Origin of the sequence: Mucilaginibacter sp. 3215 (assembly GCF_050433785.1) — a bacterium.
Classification (GTDB): domain Bacteria; phylum Bacteroidota; class Bacteroidia; order Sphingobacteriales; family Sphingobacteriaceae; genus Mucilaginibacter.
Genome location: NZ_JBNPWO010000001.1, coordinates 341,839 through 360,841, shown reverse-complemented (window position 1 = coordinate 360,841; position 19,003 = coordinate 341,839). Strand labels below are relative to the sequence as shown.

Annotated in this window: 15 protein-coding genes; 13 read left to right on the top strand and 2 right to left on the bottom strand. The window is 40.2% G+C overall.

Annotation, left to right across the window (positions count from 1 at the left end; translation table 11 throughout):
* Positions 1-10 precede the first annotated feature (10 nt).
* Both ABIC84_RS01685 and ABIC84_RS01680 read right to left on the bottom strand, forming a co-directional pair.
* Entirely contained in the window at positions 11-994 is a 984-nt protein-coding gene (locus ABIC84_RS01685; protein WP_426586704.1) for a hypothetical protein, read from the bottom strand.
* 3 nt (positions 995-997) lie between these two features.
* Positions 998-2,428, bottom strand: a complete 1,431-nt coding sequence (locus ABIC84_RS01680; protein WP_429262476.1) for an MBOAT family O-acyltransferase — start codon at positions 2,426-2,428, stop codon at positions 998-1,000.
* A gap of 395 nt (positions 2,429-2,823) precedes the next feature.
* Between ABIC84_RS01680 and glmS the strand changes: the two genes are divergently transcribed.
* The 13 genes from glmS (at position 2,824) to ABIC84_RS01615 (ending at position 18,982) form a co-directional block, all read left to right on the top strand.
* Complete coding sequence (gene glmS / locus ABIC84_RS01675; RefSeq protein ID WP_429262475.1) at positions 2,824-4,662, top strand: glutamine--fructose-6-phosphate transaminase (isomerizing); 1,839 nt, start codon at positions 2,824-2,826, stop codon at positions 4,660-4,662.
* A gap of 404 nt (positions 4,663-5,066) precedes the next feature.
* Entirely contained in the window at positions 5,067-5,735 is a 669-nt protein-coding gene (locus ABIC84_RS01670) for a polysaccharide biosynthesis/export family protein (RefSeq protein WP_429262474.1), read from the top strand.
* Positions 5,736-5,769: 34 nt separating this feature from the next.
* Positions 5,770-8,082 (top strand): GumC family protein, encoded by a 2,313-nt coding sequence (locus ABIC84_RS01665; RefSeq protein WP_426586696.1) that lies wholly within the window; start codon positions 5,770-5,772, stop codon positions 8,080-8,082.
* A gap of 495 nt (positions 8,083-8,577) precedes the next feature.
* Positions 8,578-9,141 (top strand): UpxY family transcription antiterminator, encoded by a 564-nt coding sequence (locus tag ABIC84_RS01660; RefSeq protein ID WP_426586694.1) that lies wholly within the window; start codon positions 8,578-8,580, stop codon positions 9,139-9,141.
* On the top strand, positions 9,131-10,429 hold the full coding sequence (locus ABIC84_RS01655; protein ID WP_426586692.1) for a nucleotide sugar dehydrogenase: 1,299 nt from the start codon (positions 9,131-9,133) through the stop codon (positions 10,427-10,429). Before ABIC84_RS01660 ends, ABIC84_RS01655 begins: the two co-directional genes overlap by 11 nt.
* Positions 10,430-10,433: 4 nt before the next feature.
* Complete coding sequence (locus ABIC84_RS01650; RefSeq protein ID WP_426586690.1) at positions 10,434-11,873, top strand: lipopolysaccharide biosynthesis protein; 1,440 nt, start codon at positions 10,434-10,436, stop codon at positions 11,871-11,873.
* Complete coding sequence (locus ABIC84_RS01645; protein ID WP_426586688.1) at positions 11,870-13,045, top strand: DegT/DnrJ/EryC1/StrS family aminotransferase; 1,176 nt, start codon at positions 11,870-11,872, stop codon at positions 13,043-13,045. The genes ABIC84_RS01650 and ABIC84_RS01645 overlap by 4 nt, the downstream gene beginning before the upstream one ends.
* Positions 13,042-13,899, top strand: a complete 858-nt coding sequence (locus ABIC84_RS01640) for a glycosyltransferase family 2 protein (RefSeq protein WP_426586686.1) — start codon at positions 13,042-13,044, stop codon at positions 13,897-13,899. The genes ABIC84_RS01645 and ABIC84_RS01640 overlap by 4 nt, the downstream gene beginning before the upstream one ends.
* A gap of 23 nt (positions 13,900-13,922) precedes the next feature.
* Entirely contained in the window at positions 13,923-15,092 is a 1,170-nt protein-coding gene (locus tag ABIC84_RS01635; protein ID WP_426586684.1) for a glycosyltransferase family 4 protein, read from the top strand.
* A gap of 18 nt (positions 15,093-15,110) precedes the next feature.
* Positions 15,111-15,878 carry a DUF2334 domain-containing protein gene (locus tag ABIC84_RS01630; protein WP_426586682.1) on the top strand — a complete coding sequence of 256 codons (768 nt, stop codon included), beginning with the start codon at positions 15,111-15,113 and terminating at the stop codon, positions 15,876-15,878.
* A gap of 17 nt (positions 15,879-15,895) precedes the next feature.
* The gene (locus tag ABIC84_RS01625) at positions 15,896-17,140 is read left to right on the top strand and encodes a DegT/DnrJ/EryC1/StrS family aminotransferase (RefSeq protein ID WP_426586680.1); all 1,245 of its coding nucleotides are present in this window, start codon (positions 15,896-15,898) and stop codon (positions 17,138-17,140) included.
* Between the two features lie 9 nt (positions 17,141-17,149).
* The gene (locus tag ABIC84_RS01620; RefSeq protein ID WP_426586678.1) at positions 17,150-17,740 is read left to right on the top strand and encodes a sugar transferase; all 591 of its coding nucleotides are present in this window, start codon (positions 17,150-17,152) and stop codon (positions 17,738-17,740) included.
* A gap of 84 nt (positions 17,741-17,824) precedes the next feature.
* Positions 17,825-18,982, top strand: coding sequence for an O-antigen ligase family protein (locus ABIC84_RS01615; protein WP_426586676.1), 1,158 nt, complete (start codon positions 17,825-17,827; stop codon positions 18,980-18,982).
* The last annotated feature ends 21 nt before the right edge of the window (positions 18,983-19,003 follow it).

Genomic DNA, 19,003 nt, shown 5'->3' with positions numbered 1-19,003 from the left:
CAATGCAATATTAATCTTTAGACACAGGTTCTTCATTTTTACTGAGGTATTGAACGTTAGCCGCAGGACTTAATCTTTTTTTCATAAAAGCCACGATAGTATCAGTATACAAATCAGCCCCTCTGCCGTTTAAATGCGCCCTGTCCGAATAGTATTCTGGGTTTTTAAAATATACATCGTTGGTAAAATCGTGAAAAATAACCTTGTTGCTGTTACAAATACTTTTCAATTTTAAATATGAATTCTGTTGGGTATCATCGTTATACCTTGGCGATACAAATACAAACAACTGTATTTTTTGCCGCCTACACTCATTTATAAAAAAATCCAGCGCCTCTGCGTTATCGGCCGATATGCTGTCTGAATATGGCTTAAGCGATGTATGGTTTGAAACCCTGCTGACATCCATTTTATTATCCAACGGATTAAAACCCATGACTGTGTTTCCTGATAATAAAAAGTAATGCTGAAATATAGAAACCACCTGGCCATTGTAGCGATATGTTTGAAGATGGCTTTTTATTAGCTCCAGCCGGCCCTTCTTTTCAATCATATTGCCGATAACATCCGATTGTTTTAAATAAGGCAGTAAAATGGAAAGCCTGTTCTTTTCATCTTCCTTTTCACTTAACACATCGCTGGTTACATCCAAAACAACAATCTTAGGAACGTGGCGCTTCAATGCCAGTTCAAATATTGCTGTGCTGTATAGAAGCCCTTCGCCATCCCGGCCGCCATTGAAACAACTTAAGTTCAAACCATTTTTTATAAGCGATGAATTATAATGATGTGAAGCTCTTGAGCTCCCCAAAACCAACACGTCTTCATTTAAATTATACACAACGTGATTAGCTACGGCGTATTCGCCGGAAACCTGGTGTGTAAAAAAATAATAAAGAAATATACCGGCTGCCTGATCAACAGCCACAAAAGCCACAATCATCAATAACAACCTGATAAAAAACTTTTTGCTGCTTCCTTTAAACTGCTTCATAATTTAAAACTGAAAATAAATGAATTGTCCGCCGTCAAAAACTCCAAATAACAGGATTATAAAAACCAACCCTAAATAGGAAGCCATCCGGATCCTCCAATTTTCATTGTGAAGAAACCGTAATGAATGATGGCCGTATTCCTGCTTTATTTCGTAAAAAAACAAGGCGGCGATAGCCATCAAGTCATACAGAAAATAAGAAGGTTCGCCTATAAAAAACCCGTGTTTGTAAACAAAAACCCCCTTCAACAAACCCCAGGCCTGCTCCAATGATACAGCCCTGAAAAAGATCCAACTTATAGTAACCAGGGATATTGTAAAAGATATATTTAAGAAATTGGCAAATACTCCGCTGCCTAACCCTAATTTACTTGCTGTTGCCTTCCTCCATTTCTGCGTTGCCATTCCGCAGATGAGATAAAACCCGTGTAAAGCGCCCCAAACAATAAATGTCCAATTGGCGCCATGCCACAAACCGCTGATCATAAACACGGCAAATAAATTTAAATACAACCGGCCTTTGCTAACCCGGTTGCCTCCTAAGGGGATATACACATAATCTTTAAACCACGTAGAAAGTGAGATATGCCACCTGCTCCAAAATTCGCTTATGCTTTTTGCAAAATAAGGCCGTTTAAAATTTTCCATCAGTTTAAAGCCCATCACTTTGGCGCTGCCTATCGCAATATCCGAGTAGCCCGAAAAGTCGCAATAAATCTGGACTGCAAAAAACAATGAAGCAAGCACAATTGTGGCCGAGCCGTGTTCAGGATAATTGTTGAAAACAGTTTTTACATATATAGATAACCTATCGGCAACAACAACCTTTTTAAAAAAACCGATCAGCATTCGTTTTAACCCTTCAGAAACATCCAGGGCATTAAAATGATGTTCGGTTTTAAATTGCGGTAACAGATTTTGAGGACGTTCAATAGGGCCGGCAACTAATTGCGGATAAAACATCACGTATAAAGCATAAATACCGAAATGCCGTTCGGCCTTTTGATGGCCCCGGTAAACTTCAATAGTATAGCTCATGGCCTGAAAAGTGTGAAATGACAACCCTATCGGAAGCAGGATCTGTAAAAACGGAATTGGGTTAGTGTACCCCATCCAGTATAGCAATCCCGATAAATTGGCATTAAAAAAATTAAAATACTTAAATACAGCCAGTACGCCAATATTTGCCGTAAGGCTTAATATTAACAAAAGCTTCTTCTTCTTAGGGTCACTAACTTTTTCCAGGTAAATGCCCGCGGTATAGTCGATAATTATTGTAAAAAACAGGATGAGGATATAAATAGCTTTAAAGAACATATAAAAATAGCAGCTTGCTATAAGCAGCAGCAGCCACCTAAATTTATGAGGCACCAGAAAATATAAAGCCGTTACCACAGGAAAAAACAGCAGAAAAGTAAATGAGTTGAATATCATCGCCAGGTTCTTTTTGGTTAATTAAACCTAACTGAAAATAAAATGATATAAAATAGGAGCACTGCAATCGTAAATCATTCTGTAAAATCACGCAACAAACTTTACAGCCAAAATCTGATCAGGAGGCTGCAAGTTCAGGAACACAGGCACAGTAACCCCAACGTGAATTGATTCTCTAACCAACTGATAAAAACTCTCAACCGGGCTTATCATATAACACAACAACTAAAATGTAAAGCGATTTATATCCTTTTACAGTTTAAACGTGTAAAATGGCGTCAGATTTACAATTTACGGGCAATTGAACGGGGCTCATACTTTATTGATAGTCAATTAGATAATTTTACTCATCAAGTAACAAATAAACTTAATTTATCATTTAAAGACCTAAAACTATGTGCGGAATTGTTGGTTACATCGGATCAAGAGATGCGTGGCCCGTTGTGTTGAACGGCCTCAAACGATTAGAATATCGTGGTTATGATAGCGCCGGTATTGCTATTATAAATAATGTAGGCTTCAGTGTGTATAAAAAAACCGGGAAGGTGGCATGTCTTGAGGAGCACACCATCGATAAAGACAAAAGCGGGCATGTTGCCATAGGACATACCAGGTGGGCCACACATGGCGCCCCATCTGATGCAAATTCGCATCCGCATAGCTCAAACGATAACCGCCTGCACATTATCCATAATGGGATCATCGAAAATTACCTGATCCTCAAAGAAGAACTGCTTGCCCGCGGGCACACCTTTAAAAGCGAAACAGATACCGAAATCCTGATCCACTTAATTGAGGAAATTCAAAATATCGAACAAACTGATTTACTGGAGGCTGTCCGCTTGGCCTTAAATACAGTGATAGGTGCTTACGCCATAGTTATTCTGGACCGGGAAAACCCCGATCAGCTGATTGCCGCCCGAAAAGGCAGCCCCCTGGTTATTGGTGTTGGCCATGGCGAATATTTTATTGCATCAGACGCCACCCCTATTATCGAGTACACCAAAAACGTAGTGTATTTAAAAGATAACGAAATAGTACAGGTTAAACCCAGTGGGCTTTTAATAAAGAAGCTTGACAATGTTGTTCAAACCCCATTGATCCAGGAACTGGAATTAAAGCTTGAATCGTTAGAAAAAGGCGGCTTTGAGCATTTTATGATGAAGGAAATCTTTGAGCAACCGCGATCAATAAGAGATTGTATGCGTGGCCGCATCTTTCCGCTTGAAGGCAAGGTTGAGTTAGGTGGCATTAAACAATATACCGATAAGCTTAAAAATGCCGAGCGGATAATTATTATTGCCTGCGGCACCTCGTGGCATGCCGGCTTAACAGGCGAATATCTTATTGAAGAATATGGACGCATTAAGGTGGAAGTTGAATATGCTTCCGAATTCAGGTATCGTAACCCCATAATTACTGATAAAGATATCGTAATGGCGGTATCCCAATCGGGGGAAACTGCCGATACATTAGCCGCCATTGAGATAGCTAAAGAACGGGGGGCAACCATCCTGGGGATCTGCAATGTTGTTGGTGCATCAATTCCGCGCGTAACTGATGCCGGGGTTTACACCCATGCCGGCCCGGAAATAGGCGTGGCCTCAACCAAGGCCTTTACAGCGCAGGTTACTGTTTTAACTTTAATTGCTTTATATATCGCACAGCACAAAGCTACTTTAACGCCAGGCAAGCTCACCAATTTATTAACGGAGCTTGATACCATACCCGATAAAATTCAAACGCTGCTGCAGGATAATGATTTGATTGAAGACATTGCCTGCAAAATAAAGGATGCGCCTAACTGCCTGTTCTTAGGACGGGGTTTCGGTTTCCCCGTAGCTTTGGAAGGAGCTTTAAAACTAAAGGAGATCTCTTATATTCATGCCGAAGGTTATCCCGCCGCCGAAATGAAGCATGGACCAATTGCATTAATTGACGAGCAGATGCCGGTGATCTTCATCGCCACAAAAAACTCCTCGTATGAAAAAGTGATCAGCAATATACAGGAGGTTAAAGCCCGGAAAGGAATAGTAATAGCTATTGTTACCCGTGGTGATGTTAAAGTAAAAAACATGGCCGATTACTGCATTGAAATACCCGATGCCGACGAAGCCTTTTTACCACTGCTGGCCACTATCCCGCTACAACTTCTCTCCTATCATATAGCCGTAAAACGGGGCTGTAATGTTGATCAGCCCCGTAATCTGGCTAAATCGGTTACAGTAGAATAATTTGTAATAATTAACCAACAAACTCCATAAAAAAAGCAGGCTCAGGCCTGCTTTTTTTTATGTGCTGTTATTTCTGGGTGTAACCACTATTATATGAACGTGTAGCCCCAAATTCCCAACTCAGACACTTTTTTCTCATCCCTTTACACATGCCTACATTACTGCTTTACATGTTCTGTAAAGACTAAGATACAGGTTTACAAAAAAACGGCAATCGACTAAAACCGTATACGATCGATGCCCAAATAGATAAATTTGACTAACCAAATAAACCAGTTCAAAATAGTTCCCTAAACTCTCTTAAACTATTGATGATGAAAAAAATTAATATATACTGTTTCATTACAACATTGCTATTGATAACCGGATGTGCCGGAAGTCGGGATCTTGTTTACTTCAGCAACATGGCAAATACAGGTGCTGCAAACAACAATACAAACGGAACAGTAGTCATTCATCAGAAAGACATTTTAAATGTAACTGTTACCAGCTTAAACCCCGAATCGAACATGTTGTTCAATGGCAACAAAAATGTGGGCTTAAACAATCAATCAACCCGCGGCGGATATAAAGTAAATGAAAATGGATTTGTGAATTTACCGCTTATAGGTGACTATAAAATTGAAGGGCAAACCATCGAGGAAGCACAAACAGAAATAGCTAAAAAGCTATCGGCTTTTGTTAAAAGCCCGGTAGTTGACATCCAACTTCTAAATTTTAAAATAAGCGTGATAGGCGAGGTTAACAAACCATCAACATTTATAATAACTGATGAAAATGTAAACTTACTTGAAGCATTAGGTATGGCCGGGGATATGACAGTTTATGGACGCAGGGAAAATGTATTGGTGATCCGCACAGAAAACGGACGCAGAACAATGAACCGCCTTAACCTTAATAAAGTTGAATCGATGGATTCGCCTTACTTCAACCTTAAACAAAATGATATTGTTTATGTGGAGCCCGACAAATCAAAGGCAGTTGAGTATAGCCAGAGCACGCGCTTAGCACCAATAGTAGTGGCCTCAATTTCGGCATTGGCCGTATTGGCGGCAGTACTTTTAAGAAGATAAAATACAGTTTTAGAGATACCTAAGAATAGCTGACATGGATAACAATTTTATTTTAAAAGAACCTTTGCCGGGCAACAAGTTCAGGAACAACATTAAGCCTTATTTAAATGGCTGGTATTTATTCCTGATAAGCATGGTTATCTGTTTTGGCGCAGCCTGGGCATACCTTAACTATGTTACCCCGCTGTATAAAATAACAAGTACACTGCAAATCCCCGACGATAAAAAAGGCGATGGTATTTTAAAAGCTACTGCTTTCAGCGACCTGAACATGTTTCAGGAAACTAAAACCGTGGATAATGAAATGGAAGTATTGCGGTCAAAAGATTTGATTTATAGCGTGTTCAAAAAACTTAACCTGGAAACTTCCTATTTTGATGAAAGTGGCTTTCAAGTAAAAGAACTGTATGGTAATGAGCGGCCTTTCACCATTACTGTAAAGAGAATAGGAAAAACCGGCTATTTGAAAAAACTATATATCCAGTCATATTCACAAAGTAAGTTTTTGTTAAAAGAGGAAACTAAAACATGGATCTACAGCTATAATCAACTAATTAATCACAAGGATTATTCATTTAAAGTAGAAAAAGGCCCGGCCCTTGCAGATAATGAAACGCCGATACTGATCCAGTTTAAAAACCTTACCAGGCTGGCAGCAGCTTACAGCGCCGGATTATTACAGGTAAACCCTGTAGTTAAAGAATCAAATACCTTAACCTTAAGCCTGGTTGATGCTGTGCCAGAAAGAGGGGTTGATATTCTTAACAATATCATATCTACCTATAACGCCGAAAACGTTGTTAAGAAAAACGTTACAGCCGTAAACACCATATTATTCATTGATAAACGATTACATGATTTAGAACAGGACCTGTCATACACCGAAGGTGATATTGAAACTTTTAAGCAAAGGAATGGAGCTGCAGAGATTAATGCAAGCACACAGGTAAATCTGACAAAATCTGCAGAATATAATCAACTGCTTGAAGAATCAAATACTCAATTGGGTATTGTGAATTCCATTGAAGCATATTTAAAAAACTCGGCTAACCAATATGATGCTGTACCCAGTACCATGGGATTGAAAGATCCGGCGTTAAATACCCTGGTTAGCCGTTTCAACGACCTGCAGTTGGAAAGGAACCGTATGTTGGGCAGCGCAAACCTTGCCAACCCCCTTATTGAAAACCTGAGCAACCAGATAGCCAGCCTTCGTGTAAATATTATGGAAAACCTCAGTAATATTAAAAAAGGCTTCTCTATCAGCCACAAATTGCTCAGCCAAAATTCTGCCCAGTATGACTCCCGCATCCGCTCGGTTCCGTCGCTTGAACGGGGACTTTTGCAGCGGAGCCGTGAACAGGGGGTAAAAACTAATTTATACCAGTACCTGTTGCAAAAAAGGGAAGAAACAGCGTTGTCCTTATCAGCTACAATTCCTTCATCGCAATTGATTGATAAACCTGCTGCTAATCCGATAGCTGAATTCCCCAAGCAACAGCTCACCTATTTATTCGCTATTATAGCCGGATTATTTATGCCGGGAATTTACATCTTCCTGAAAGATAAATTTAGCCTGAAAATCAGGAATCAATCAAGCCTGCTGAATATAAAAGGAGTAAAGATTCTGGGCGAATTATGCCATAATAATGAAGGTCAGAGCCCTGTAGTTATATCTAACGGCAGTAATACCAACATTTCAGAACTGTTCAGATATATCAGGAGCAATATTGGTTTCCTGAACCAGGGAACGCAACACAAAACCATGCTTGTTACATCGTCTATGAAAGGTGAAGGCAAAACCTTTTTTAGCATCAACCTGGGCTTAACGCTCGCTATGCTCAATAAACGGGTATTAATTATGGAATTTGACCTGCGCAAGCCCGATTTGCTTAAAAACATCAACATGGAGCAAACCAAAGGCATTACAGATTTTTTAATGGGTGATACCAATTCACCGGCTGAATGCATCCAGGCTTATAATGAATCAGATAACCTTTTTGTAATGGGAAGCGGCAGTAAAGCAATTAACCCTGCCGAGCTATTGTCAGATAAACGGCTTGACCTGCTTTTTAACTGGTGCAAAACCGAGTTTGATTATATCGTACTTGACACATCACCTGTTGGTGCCGTTGCCGATGCTTTTAACCTGGCTAAATACGCCGAGTTGAGTATTTATATTGTACGGTATAATTATACCAATACCGAGCAATTAAGTATCCTCAGAGATATTTATGATAATGATAAATTAAATAACCTTATGGTAGTGTTTAACGATGCGAAGAAAGAAAACCGGGAGGCGTATGCCTACGGTGGATACGGATATGCATCGGCATATGGCAGTTGATAGCTACCATTTTACAATAGCATAAGGTTAATGCTATACGTGTTATAAACTTTTAATTAGACTGTTTGCCGCTGTTCCATGTGACTGGATTGGCGAAGCCGTAAGCAACACAAGTTGCAGTTGTTATGAACCAATAACCGGGTAAAACCGGAGAATTATATAAGCCGTTAGCTTACTTTTTTACTGCCTGACCAGTGTGACTGGATTGGCGGAGCCACAGAAAGACTAAGACACCTGTCAGATTTTAAGATAAACGGGAAAAACCGGCGAATATTATAAACCATTAGTTCGATTATTTTTTATTAACCGCCTAACCATGTGACTGGATTGGCGGAGCCGCAGCCAACACAAGCTACGGCTCTAATAAATCAGATAACCAGGTTAGTAATTTTCAATTACTATTTTTTTAAACCATCATCACTTGCGCCATGTGAGTGAGTTGGCGAAGCTATAATAAGCCATTATTAATTCCCCCGATCCAACTTTATTCATTTTATGGAAACCCAATTAAGAACACCGCAATTTCGCATGACAAATTATCATGAAAAAAAATGGCTTGTTATTTACACCAAGCCCCGATGGGAAAAAAAGGTGGACAAGCTTTTGAAGCAAAATGGCATTGAATGCTATTGCCCGGTCAGAGATGTAGTAAGCCAATGGTCTGACAGGAAAAAGGAGATCAGTATCCCTCTGTTTAGCTCCTATGTATTTGTTCATGTCGATGCCTATGAGCAGTCAAGGGCACTTTACGTAATGGGGGCGTTAGGCTTTGTTTATTATATGGGCAAACCTGCTGTAGTGCGGGACAACGTAATAGACGAAATCAGAACAAATCTTGTTCGCTACAAAGACATGGAAATTGTGAGCCTTAAGAACCTCACTGTTGGTGATACAGTTAAAATAAAAGATGGCGCTCTTGTAAATCAAATGGGGAAGGTGCTGCAAATACAGGGCAAAAATGTATTAATGGTTTTTGAAACCATCAATTGCGCTTTGGTAACACGTGTTTCAATCCAAAACTTATCAGTTCATAACATCAGCAGAAATCATGAAAATTGAGAATTACCAACCTAAATTAGGCATTATCGGTCTTGGTTATGTAGGCTTGCCCCTGGCCGTTGAATTTGCAAAAAAATACAAGGTTATTGGCTATGATATCAATGTAGATCGCATCAATGAGCTCAAATCGGGCATCGACCACACTTTAGAGATCGACTCTGACCAATTAAATGCAGTAATTACCCCTGTTTGCACAACCGCAACCGGTTTATACGTTACTGATGAAATTGAAAAATTACGGCAATGCTCCATATTCATTGTAACTGTGCCAACCCCTGTTGATAAAAATAACCGGCCGGATCTTTCTCCGTTAATAAATGCCAGCCGGGTTGTAGGCAAAGTGTTAAAAAAGAATGATATTGTGGTTTACGAATCAACCGTATATCCCGGGGTAACAGAAGACGAATGTATGCCCATCTTAGAAAAAGTATCGGGGCTTACTTATAACGTTGATTTTTTTGCAGGCTACTCGCCTGAAAGGATCAATCCCGGAGATAAATTACATACAGTTTCAAAAATCCGCAAAATTACATCAGGCTCTACTCCGGAAACAGCCGAGACTGTAGATAAGCTTTACCAATCAATTATTACAGCCGGCACATTTAAAGCACATTCAATAAAAGTAGCCGAGGCTGCCAAGGTAATTGAAAATGCGCAGCGCGATATAAATATTGCTTTTGTGAACGAGCTGGCCATGATTTTTAATAAACTGGGTATCGATACCCATAAAGTATTGGAGGCAGCGGGCACTAAATGGAATTTTCTGAATTTCCGCCCAGGCCTTGTTGGCGGCCATTGTATTGGGGTCGATCCATATTACCTTGCACAAAAGGCCCAGGAAGCAGGTTATCATCCTGAAATTATTTTGGCCGGCCGGCGTATAAACGACTCTATGGGTGCATATGTTGCTGATCAGTTTATTAAACAAATGATTTGCCGTGGTACATCAATAACAGATAGTGAGGTGCTGATACTTGGTTTCACCTTTAAAGAAAACTGCCCCGACGTGAGAAATACCCGTGTGATAGACATTGTTAAACGGTTGAAGGAGTATAAAGTAAAAGTGCATATCCATGATCCCTGGGCCAACGCGGCACATGCTAAAAAAGAGTATGGCATCATCTGCGAAAACGGCGAATCAAAAACCCGCACCTATGATGGGGTTTTACTTGCGGTTGCCCATGAGGAGTTTAAAGAAATGAATATAAAAGCACTTTGCAAACCTAATGCCGTATTATATGACCTGAAGGCGTTTTTACCGGAAGAGGTTGTTAACGCCCGGCTTTAAAATTATGAGCTATAAACAAAGAGCTGTGTCCGGCATAGTATGGGCGCTATGGCAGCAATTAAGTTCAAAGGTGGTAAGCTTCGGCATATCCATATTCCTGGCACGGATCCTGGAGCCGTCACAATTTGGTTTGATAGCTATGCTGTCGCTTTTTATTTCGGTTGGCAACAGCCTCCTGGATAGCGGTCTCACAGCTTCGCTGATCCGCACAACCGATGCCGATCAGCGCGATTATTCAACCGTTTTCTATTTTAATATCATTGGCAGCAGTATCCTTTACCTGATACTTTTTATAACGGCGCCGCTCATCGCTGCTTTTTATCACCAGCCACTGTTAACGTCTGTTGTGCGCGTTTACACCTTAATTTTAATTATAAACGCGTTTTTTGGGGTACAAAGCACCTTACTGGTCAAGGATCTGAAGTTTAAAAAACAAACCAACATTCAAGTCCCGTCGGCCATTGGCGGCGGAATATTGGGTATCATACTTGCAAAATTAGGATACGGCGTTTGGAGCCTGGTTTGGATGGGCTTATGCACATCTTTTTTATCAACGGCCATACATTGGATCACTTCAAGCTGGCGACCGGCACTGATATTTGATAAGGCTTGTTTTAAAAAGCATATCCACTTCGGCTACAAAATGACATTATCAGGTTTAATTGATACCGTTTATCAAAACATTTACCTGATAATCATAGGTAAGTTCTTTTCGGCAACCCAGCTTGGCTACTACAGCCGGGCCGATTCGATAAGTCAATTACCGATAAGTAATATTTCAGCAGCTATAAATAAGGTTACCTACCCAATGTTCGCAGAGATCTCAAACGACCCGGTACAACTAAAAAATGTATATAAACGGCTTATGCAGCAGGTAGTATTCTGGAACGCACCGGCGCTTATATTGCTCAGTGTTATTGCGAGGCCTTTGTTTCACATCTTATTAACCGATAAATGGCTGCCAGCTGTTCCGTTTTTCCAGTTGCTATGCATAGGTGGTATCATGTACCCGCTTCATTCATACAACTTAAATGTTTTGAAAGTAATGGGACAAAGCGCCTTGTTTTTAAAGTTAGAGGTTATTAAAAAGGTTTTAAGTGTAGTGGGCATCCTGCTCTTTATTCCCTTCGGAATTTATGGATTATTATACTTTCAGTTACTTTTTAACATAATAGCTTACTACATCAATTCCATTTACAGCGGGCGCTTAATTGACTACCCAGTTACCGAACAGGTGAAGGATATTTTGCCAACTGTAACGTTGGCCGGAAGTATCGGCCTTTGTTGTTATTTTCTCGACAAGTTGCTGATCAATGATTTTTTCATCCCGACTATGCAAATTGGCATACTACTCATAGTATTCATTGCGGTTTATTATGGTGCCAGTTTGTTAATTAAACTCTCCGCTATTAAAGATTTTAACCAATTAATCCTAAAAAGATGATTCCAGTAACCAAACCATTTCTCCCTGCCGAAAAGGAATTCAGAGCCTATGTTAAAAGTATCTGGGAAAGGCAATGGCTTACCAACAACGGGCCCCTTGTGAACACGCTCGAATTAAAGTTAAAGCAATACCTGGGCGTTAGTCATATGCTGTTTGTTACAAACGGTACAATAGCTTTACAGCTGGCCATCAAAGCACTTAACTTAAGCGGAGAAATTATCACAACGCCATTTTCATTTGTTGCTACTACAAGCACTATTGTATGGCAGGGTTGCGAACCTGTATTTGTGGATATTGACCCTGAGACACTGAATATTGATCCGGCTAAAATAGAAGCTGCTATCACACCCAACACATCGGCTATACTGGCAACACACGTATTCGGTAACCCATGCGATATAACAGCCATACAAGCTATTGCTGATAAACATAACCTTAAGGTGATCTATGATGCCGCACATTGCTTCGGTACTTTTTATAAAAACCGCTCCGTATTTGAATATGGCGATATCAGTGTAACCAGCTTTCACTCAACCAAATTATATCACACTATCGAAGGCGGCGCTGTATTTACCCAGGATCCGGAGTTATTAAAAACCATGGCATTGATGCGCAACTTCGGATATTCGGGTGTTGACACTTTTTCTGAAGAAGGTATCAATGCAAAAAACAGCGAGTTTCATGCTGCAATGGGTTTATGCAATCTGCGCCATGTTGACGAGATACTTAAAAAAAGAAAGTATTTGTATGAGCAATATCTGCAGCGCCTGGAAAACCTGGATGTTCAGTTTCAAAAACTTGAAAACGAACAGGATTACAATTATGCATATTTCCCCATCGTTTTTCAAACAGAGGCCCTCATGCATCAAAGCAAAGCAAAATTAGAGTTAGCACAGATTTACTGCAGAAGGTATTTTTATCCCTCGCTGTCATCATTACCATACGTAAAAAGCCAACCAATGCCTGTTTGCGATTCCATAGCCTCACGGGTGGTTTGTCTTCCTTTATATCATACACTATCACTGTCAGATCTCGACCTTATTTGCAGGTTATTACTCCGTGCACAAAACTTCGACAACAACTTTAAACCGAAACATTTTGGCACACTGGTGACCGATAAAATTGAATCTGAGATAAATGTAAGGGCAGCGAATGTAAATGGAACGGTATGAATGATGAAGAAATAATGGTAAGTGTTCTCTGTATTACTTACAACCATGAAAAATTCATTTCCGAGGCTATCCGAAGCTTCTTGATGCAGAAAACCAACTTTAAGTTTGAGATCATCATTGGCGACGATTGCTCGACAGATAAAACCCAGTCAATAATTAAATTTTACTCAGAAACCTATCCCGGCAGGATCAATCTTATAGCCTCCCCTACCAACTTAGGCACGCATAAAAATTTAATTAATTGTGTTACACAGTGTAGGGGCAGGTATATAGCTCTTTGCGAGGGCGACGACTACTGGATAAATGAATATAAACTGCAAAAGCAGGTTGATTTTTTAGAAAACAATGCCGACTTCGTTATTTGCTGCCATTACCACAAAGTGATAAACGTTAATAATAAAACACTTTACGTACATCCTAACCCAACACCGATAATACATACATATGCCGATTTGCTGGCGGGGAAACAGGAAGAAACAAAAACAGCAACGGTTGTTTATCGCAACATTCCCGAAACCCGTCAGCTGTTTGCTACCCCCTGGTTTTTTGAATGTTTTGCCGGCGATAAAATATTTAAGCTATGGGCCACCCAGCATACCGGCGGTAAAATTTATGTAATACCCGAGGTAATGAGCTGTTATCGCAATCATGAGGGCGGCGTGTGGAGCATGATCAACGCCAAGGCGCGCATGGAAATGGTTATAAGTGATTTCAATTTAATCATCAAAAATTTCACATACTCGGCGATCGCTAAAAAAAGACTTTTACTGCTTTATGTAAAACGCTATCTGCTTTTTGAATTACAAAACAAGCGGTTTCGTAAAGCGTACGAGACGGTAAAATACCTGCTATAACTGCCAGCGCATTTAACATTAACATGAACATACAAGCCGCCCCCTTTTCAAAACCCGTTCTGTTTTTCATTATTCCGTCGCTTAGAGGTGGGGGAGCAGAAAGGGTTATCATTTCGCTTGCTAATTATTTTAATAAAAACAACTTCCAGTCGGTACTTATTTCTTTAAACAATGATGTTCCAGCATATGAAATTGATGATGATGTTAAGGTATTTTACCTTACTGACCGTCAAAAAAATTGGTTTGTTTACAGATTGTATCATATTGCCGAAACTTTTTTTAAACTTATCAAGTTGTTGCGGGCTCAAAAACCGGTGTGCGCTTTATCATTTATCACATCCGCCAATGTTTGGACTGGTATTACCTGTTGGTTTACCAGGGTGCCTTACATTGTTTCAGAGCGCACTTCGCCCGATAGAAGCGTTATCAGGTTTAATTACTTGCGTAAACAACTGGCTTTAAACTTATATAAAAGAGCGGACGCAGTTGTAGTAAGTGCTAAGGGAGTTGAGGACTGTCTGCTTAACGACAAAGACTTTAAAGTGCTCACAAATATCGAGCGCATAACAAATGCCGTAACCATTTTCCCATCACCGTCAGAGAAGAAGGTTCACCATCGGAGGTTTATTCTGGGGGTTGGCCGTTTGGCCTACGTAAAAGGCTTTGATATCCTTATTGAAGCCTATGCAAAATCAGGCCTTTCCAACGTCGATCTGATTATCGTTGGCGATGGTGAAGAACGCGCTAACCTCGTTTGCCAGATCTTTAATCTGGGGTTAAGAGAACGGGTATTGCTGCCTGGCAGCAAAAACAATCTTCAGGATTATTACAACCAGGCCGATATGTTTGTCTTACCATCGCGCAACGAGGGATATCCTAACGCTTTAGTTGAGGCTATGAGCTTTGGATGCCCTTCCATAGCAGTGGATTGCAATTTTGGACCTTCGGAGATCATCAACAACGGCCAAAATGGAATACTGGTAAAAAGAGGATCAATAATTGATTTAGCCGATGCAATGCACCGTTTGGCCGGCGATGAGGTTTTAAAAACAACTCTTGGAAATCAGGCCCGTGTCATATCTCAAACCAACCATCCCGATAAGATACTGGGAGAATGGGAAACGTTAATCAAAAAGCACGTCACTGCAAGTACAACAGCGGCACAACTAACAAACAGCCAACCAGCTTTATAAAACTATCAAACTGTTAATATGCTACAGTACTTAATTCGTTTGGATGATTTATGCCCGACAAATAATCTCCAAAAATGGGAGCGTTTTTTCACTCTGTTTGACAGGTATGGCATAAAACCCATAATAGCCGTTATCCCGGCAAATAAAGACCCCAAACTAAAAGCCTGCGGTAATTTCAATCCTTACTACTGGCAGTTGGTGCGCGAACTTCAAAATAAAAATTATGTGATGGGCATGCACGGTTTTGATCATTATTACATAAATCACAACTCCGGCTTACTGAAGATGAATAACAGGTCGGAATTTGCAGGCTTACCATTGCAAACACAGAAAGAAAAAATAAGAAAAGCGGCCGAAATATTCAAACGTGAAAATATCAACCCCACTGTTTTTATTGCTCCTGCACATACCTTTGACCGCAATACACTGCTTGCTTTACACGAATATACCAACATTAAAATAATAAGCGACGGCCTGCTCAAGTCACCTTATGTAAGATTTGGTTTTAATTGGGTACCTGTTCAATTATCAGAAGTTGAGCAAAAAACAAAATACACCTGGACATTCAATTATCATCCCGAAACCTGTTCTGACAAAACGTTTGCTGAGCTTGAAATTTTCTTAGAAAAAAACCATCACCTTTTTGTTTCATTGGATGACCTCGATTTTTCAAATTATACCTGGGCAGATGCCTTTGCCGAAAAATATTGCATTTATAAACGATTAGCCCGTGATTACGCTCAAAAAGCAATCGCTTTTTTGGAACGGGTCCCTGCCGGAAACTAACACTATTTAAACCTGATATGAAAATTTCCTTTGCGCCACCTTACATTGACCAGTCTGTTATAAACGAGGTTATGGACACGCTTAACTCCGGCTGGATAACCACCGGGCCCAAAGTAGCCGCACTTGAACAGCAAATGAAACAGCTTACAGCTTCGGATTCGGCTGTTTGCGTAAACTCCTGGACGTCAGGAGCTATCCTAATGCTAAAATGGTTCGGCATAAAGGAAGGCGATGAAGTTATCATACCAGCATACACCTATTGTGCTACCGCCTTAAGTGTACTGCATTGCGGGGCTACGCCGGTGATAGTTGATGTTGATGACGATTGCTGCATCTCCACAGAAGCTGTGATCAAAGCAATAACCCCAAAAACAAAAGCAATTATTGCTGTTGACATAGCCGGCTGGCCATGCAACTACGAAGAATTAAAGGCGATTATCAATAAACCGGAAATTAAAAAATTATTCGTTGCTGAAAGCCCTAAGCAAAAGATTTTAGGCAGGATCCTCTTAATTGCCGACGCAGCGCACTCAATCGGTGCAACCATAAATGAATTGCCGGCAGCAAAGTATAGTGACGTATCGATATTTTCTTTCCACGCGGTAAAAAACATCACTACAGCCGAAGGAGGTTGTATCTGCATCAATTTGCCTGCCTGCTTTAATCCGGCCGAGGAACACCGGTATTTAAAACTATATACTCTTAACGGCCAAACCAAAGATGCCTTTACCAAAAGTAATGGCGGCGGCTGGAAATACGATATCCTGTTTATGGGCCTCAAAATCAACATGCCCGACATTTGTGCAGCAATAGGCCTCGGCCAACTCAGAAATTATGAGGCCAGGTTGCTGCCTATGCGCAAGCATGTTGCATCAATATATTGTAACAGGTTTAAATCAATGGACTGGTTTGTTGAACCGCCACTAAAAAACGAGCAAAGGGAATCATCCTATCACTTGTTTGCCCTGCGCATCAAAGGTATATCAGAGGCACAGCGTGACCAGATAATTGAAAGCATTATGGCTGAAGGGATCATGGCCAATGTACATTTTACCCCACTGCCAATGCTTACTCTTTTTAAAGATCTGGGTTATAAGATCGCTCAGTATCCATCAGCTTATGCCCTTTATGCAAATGAAATCTCATTGCCCATTTATCCTCAACTTACCGGTGAGCAGATTGATTTTATAGTTACTACGGTAATAAACTCCGTTAACTCTGTGCTGGAAGAATGTAAAGAACTTGCAAAAGTTGAATTATAAAATAGAGTTATGATTAAACGGCTTTTTGATGTTGGCATATCACTTATAGCACTGATAATGTTGCTGCCATTGTTTATTTTAATTGCTATAGCTATTAAAATAAATTCGAGGGGAAGCGCATTTTATAAACAAACAAGGGTTGGGAAAGATAGAAATGAGTTTGAACTGTTCAAATTCCGGACCATGTACATAAACTCGGACAAGGCTGGATTACTAACCATAGGCAGTAAAGATTACCGGATCACCAGTGTTGGTTACTGGCTCAGGAAATATAAACTTGATGAACTGCCGCAATTACTAAACGTGTTAAAAGGTGACATGAGCTTTGTTGGCCCGCGCCCCGAAGTACGGAAATATGTAAACCTGTATACACCTGCTCAACTAAGGGTATTAAGTGTTAAACCGGGAGTAACAGATTGGGCATCTATCAAATATTTTAATGAAAATGATATCCTGGCCAGCAGCGATGATCCTGAAGATATGTATATCAAGGTGATAGTTCCGTCAAAGATCAGCAAGAACCTCGAATACATTGACAACCAGGATCTCTTCATGGATCTGAAAATTATATTTTCTACAATAAAACGAATTTTTCAATAGCACCACTTTATTATGCTGCTTAAAAAGTGCCTCTTTTACGGATTAATGCTCTTCTATCTGTACACACTTGCTTTTAACATTTTCATGACAGATACTTTGAGGATTCCTGCGCCTGTAATTTTTTGCATGCTGCTATTCTTTGTGCAAAAGCCTTTGCTTGATTTTGGCTATTACAACGAGTTAATAATTTTTTTAATCGGCGTTTTTTTATACCAGGTAGTAGGGATGAGCAATTATATTACCTTTTTTGCCATACTCCTTACTATAATACCATGCTCATTATACTTTAATTATTTTGTAGGTGCAAATAAATCGCGCTATTACGCTTCAATACTAATGTTCTTCTTTTTGCTCATGTGCTCTATGATCATTATGGTACTTGATCACAGCATGGCAGGCACCATTGACCCGATCAGGAGCATGTTATTGGGCGAACCGGTTAAACAAAGTCCAGCAGGCCTGGCAGTAACGCAATTCAACTTCGGGTACCAGGTTGTAGCAATTACCACCTTTGCCTTTATTGCATCATGCACTACCGGGCAATATCTTATAGTAAGGGTTTTGGTTTTAGCGGCCTGCATTGTTTGCATTTACCTTGGCATGAACAGGTCGGCATTTATAAGCTTTGGGGCCGGGGTAACGCTCTTCCTGTTTGTTTACTATCGCTATAGAGCCGTTTTCCTGGTTGCAGCTACAGTGATCATATGTTTTGGGTTATACACTTATGTGTTAAAAGATAACACTGACGACAAAAACAACATTTTATCCAAAAACCAGGCTAAAGAAGCCAACGATTTTAACCGGGCCGATATGGCTGCCGAAAACCTTAAAATATTTGCTGATTACCCTTTCGGGCTTATATTTTATGGCAAAACCTGGGACGAGGTAACCTATCGAAACCCCTTGTTCACATTCGGCTTATCATCGCACAATGCCTACCTGATGTTTATAACCGTGCTTGGCCCGTTTTTAGGATTAGGGTTATTATGGGCCATATATTACAAGACCGTTCGCCTGTTTTGGCAAACTATAAAAAACGTAAAACATAAAGGAAGCGCTATTTATGTAGCTATATTTTTCACTTTTATAGCAGTTTCATTAAACGCGTTGTCACATAACGGGTGGCTAATGAGCGTGGACGGCCCTACTATATTTATTTATTTCGCTGTATTACATTACAACAGGTTAAAAGACCCGGTAAAACAAACCGAACCAATGCAGGAAGAATTAGCTGTCGCTTAAAACTTGATCCCAATTTTTATT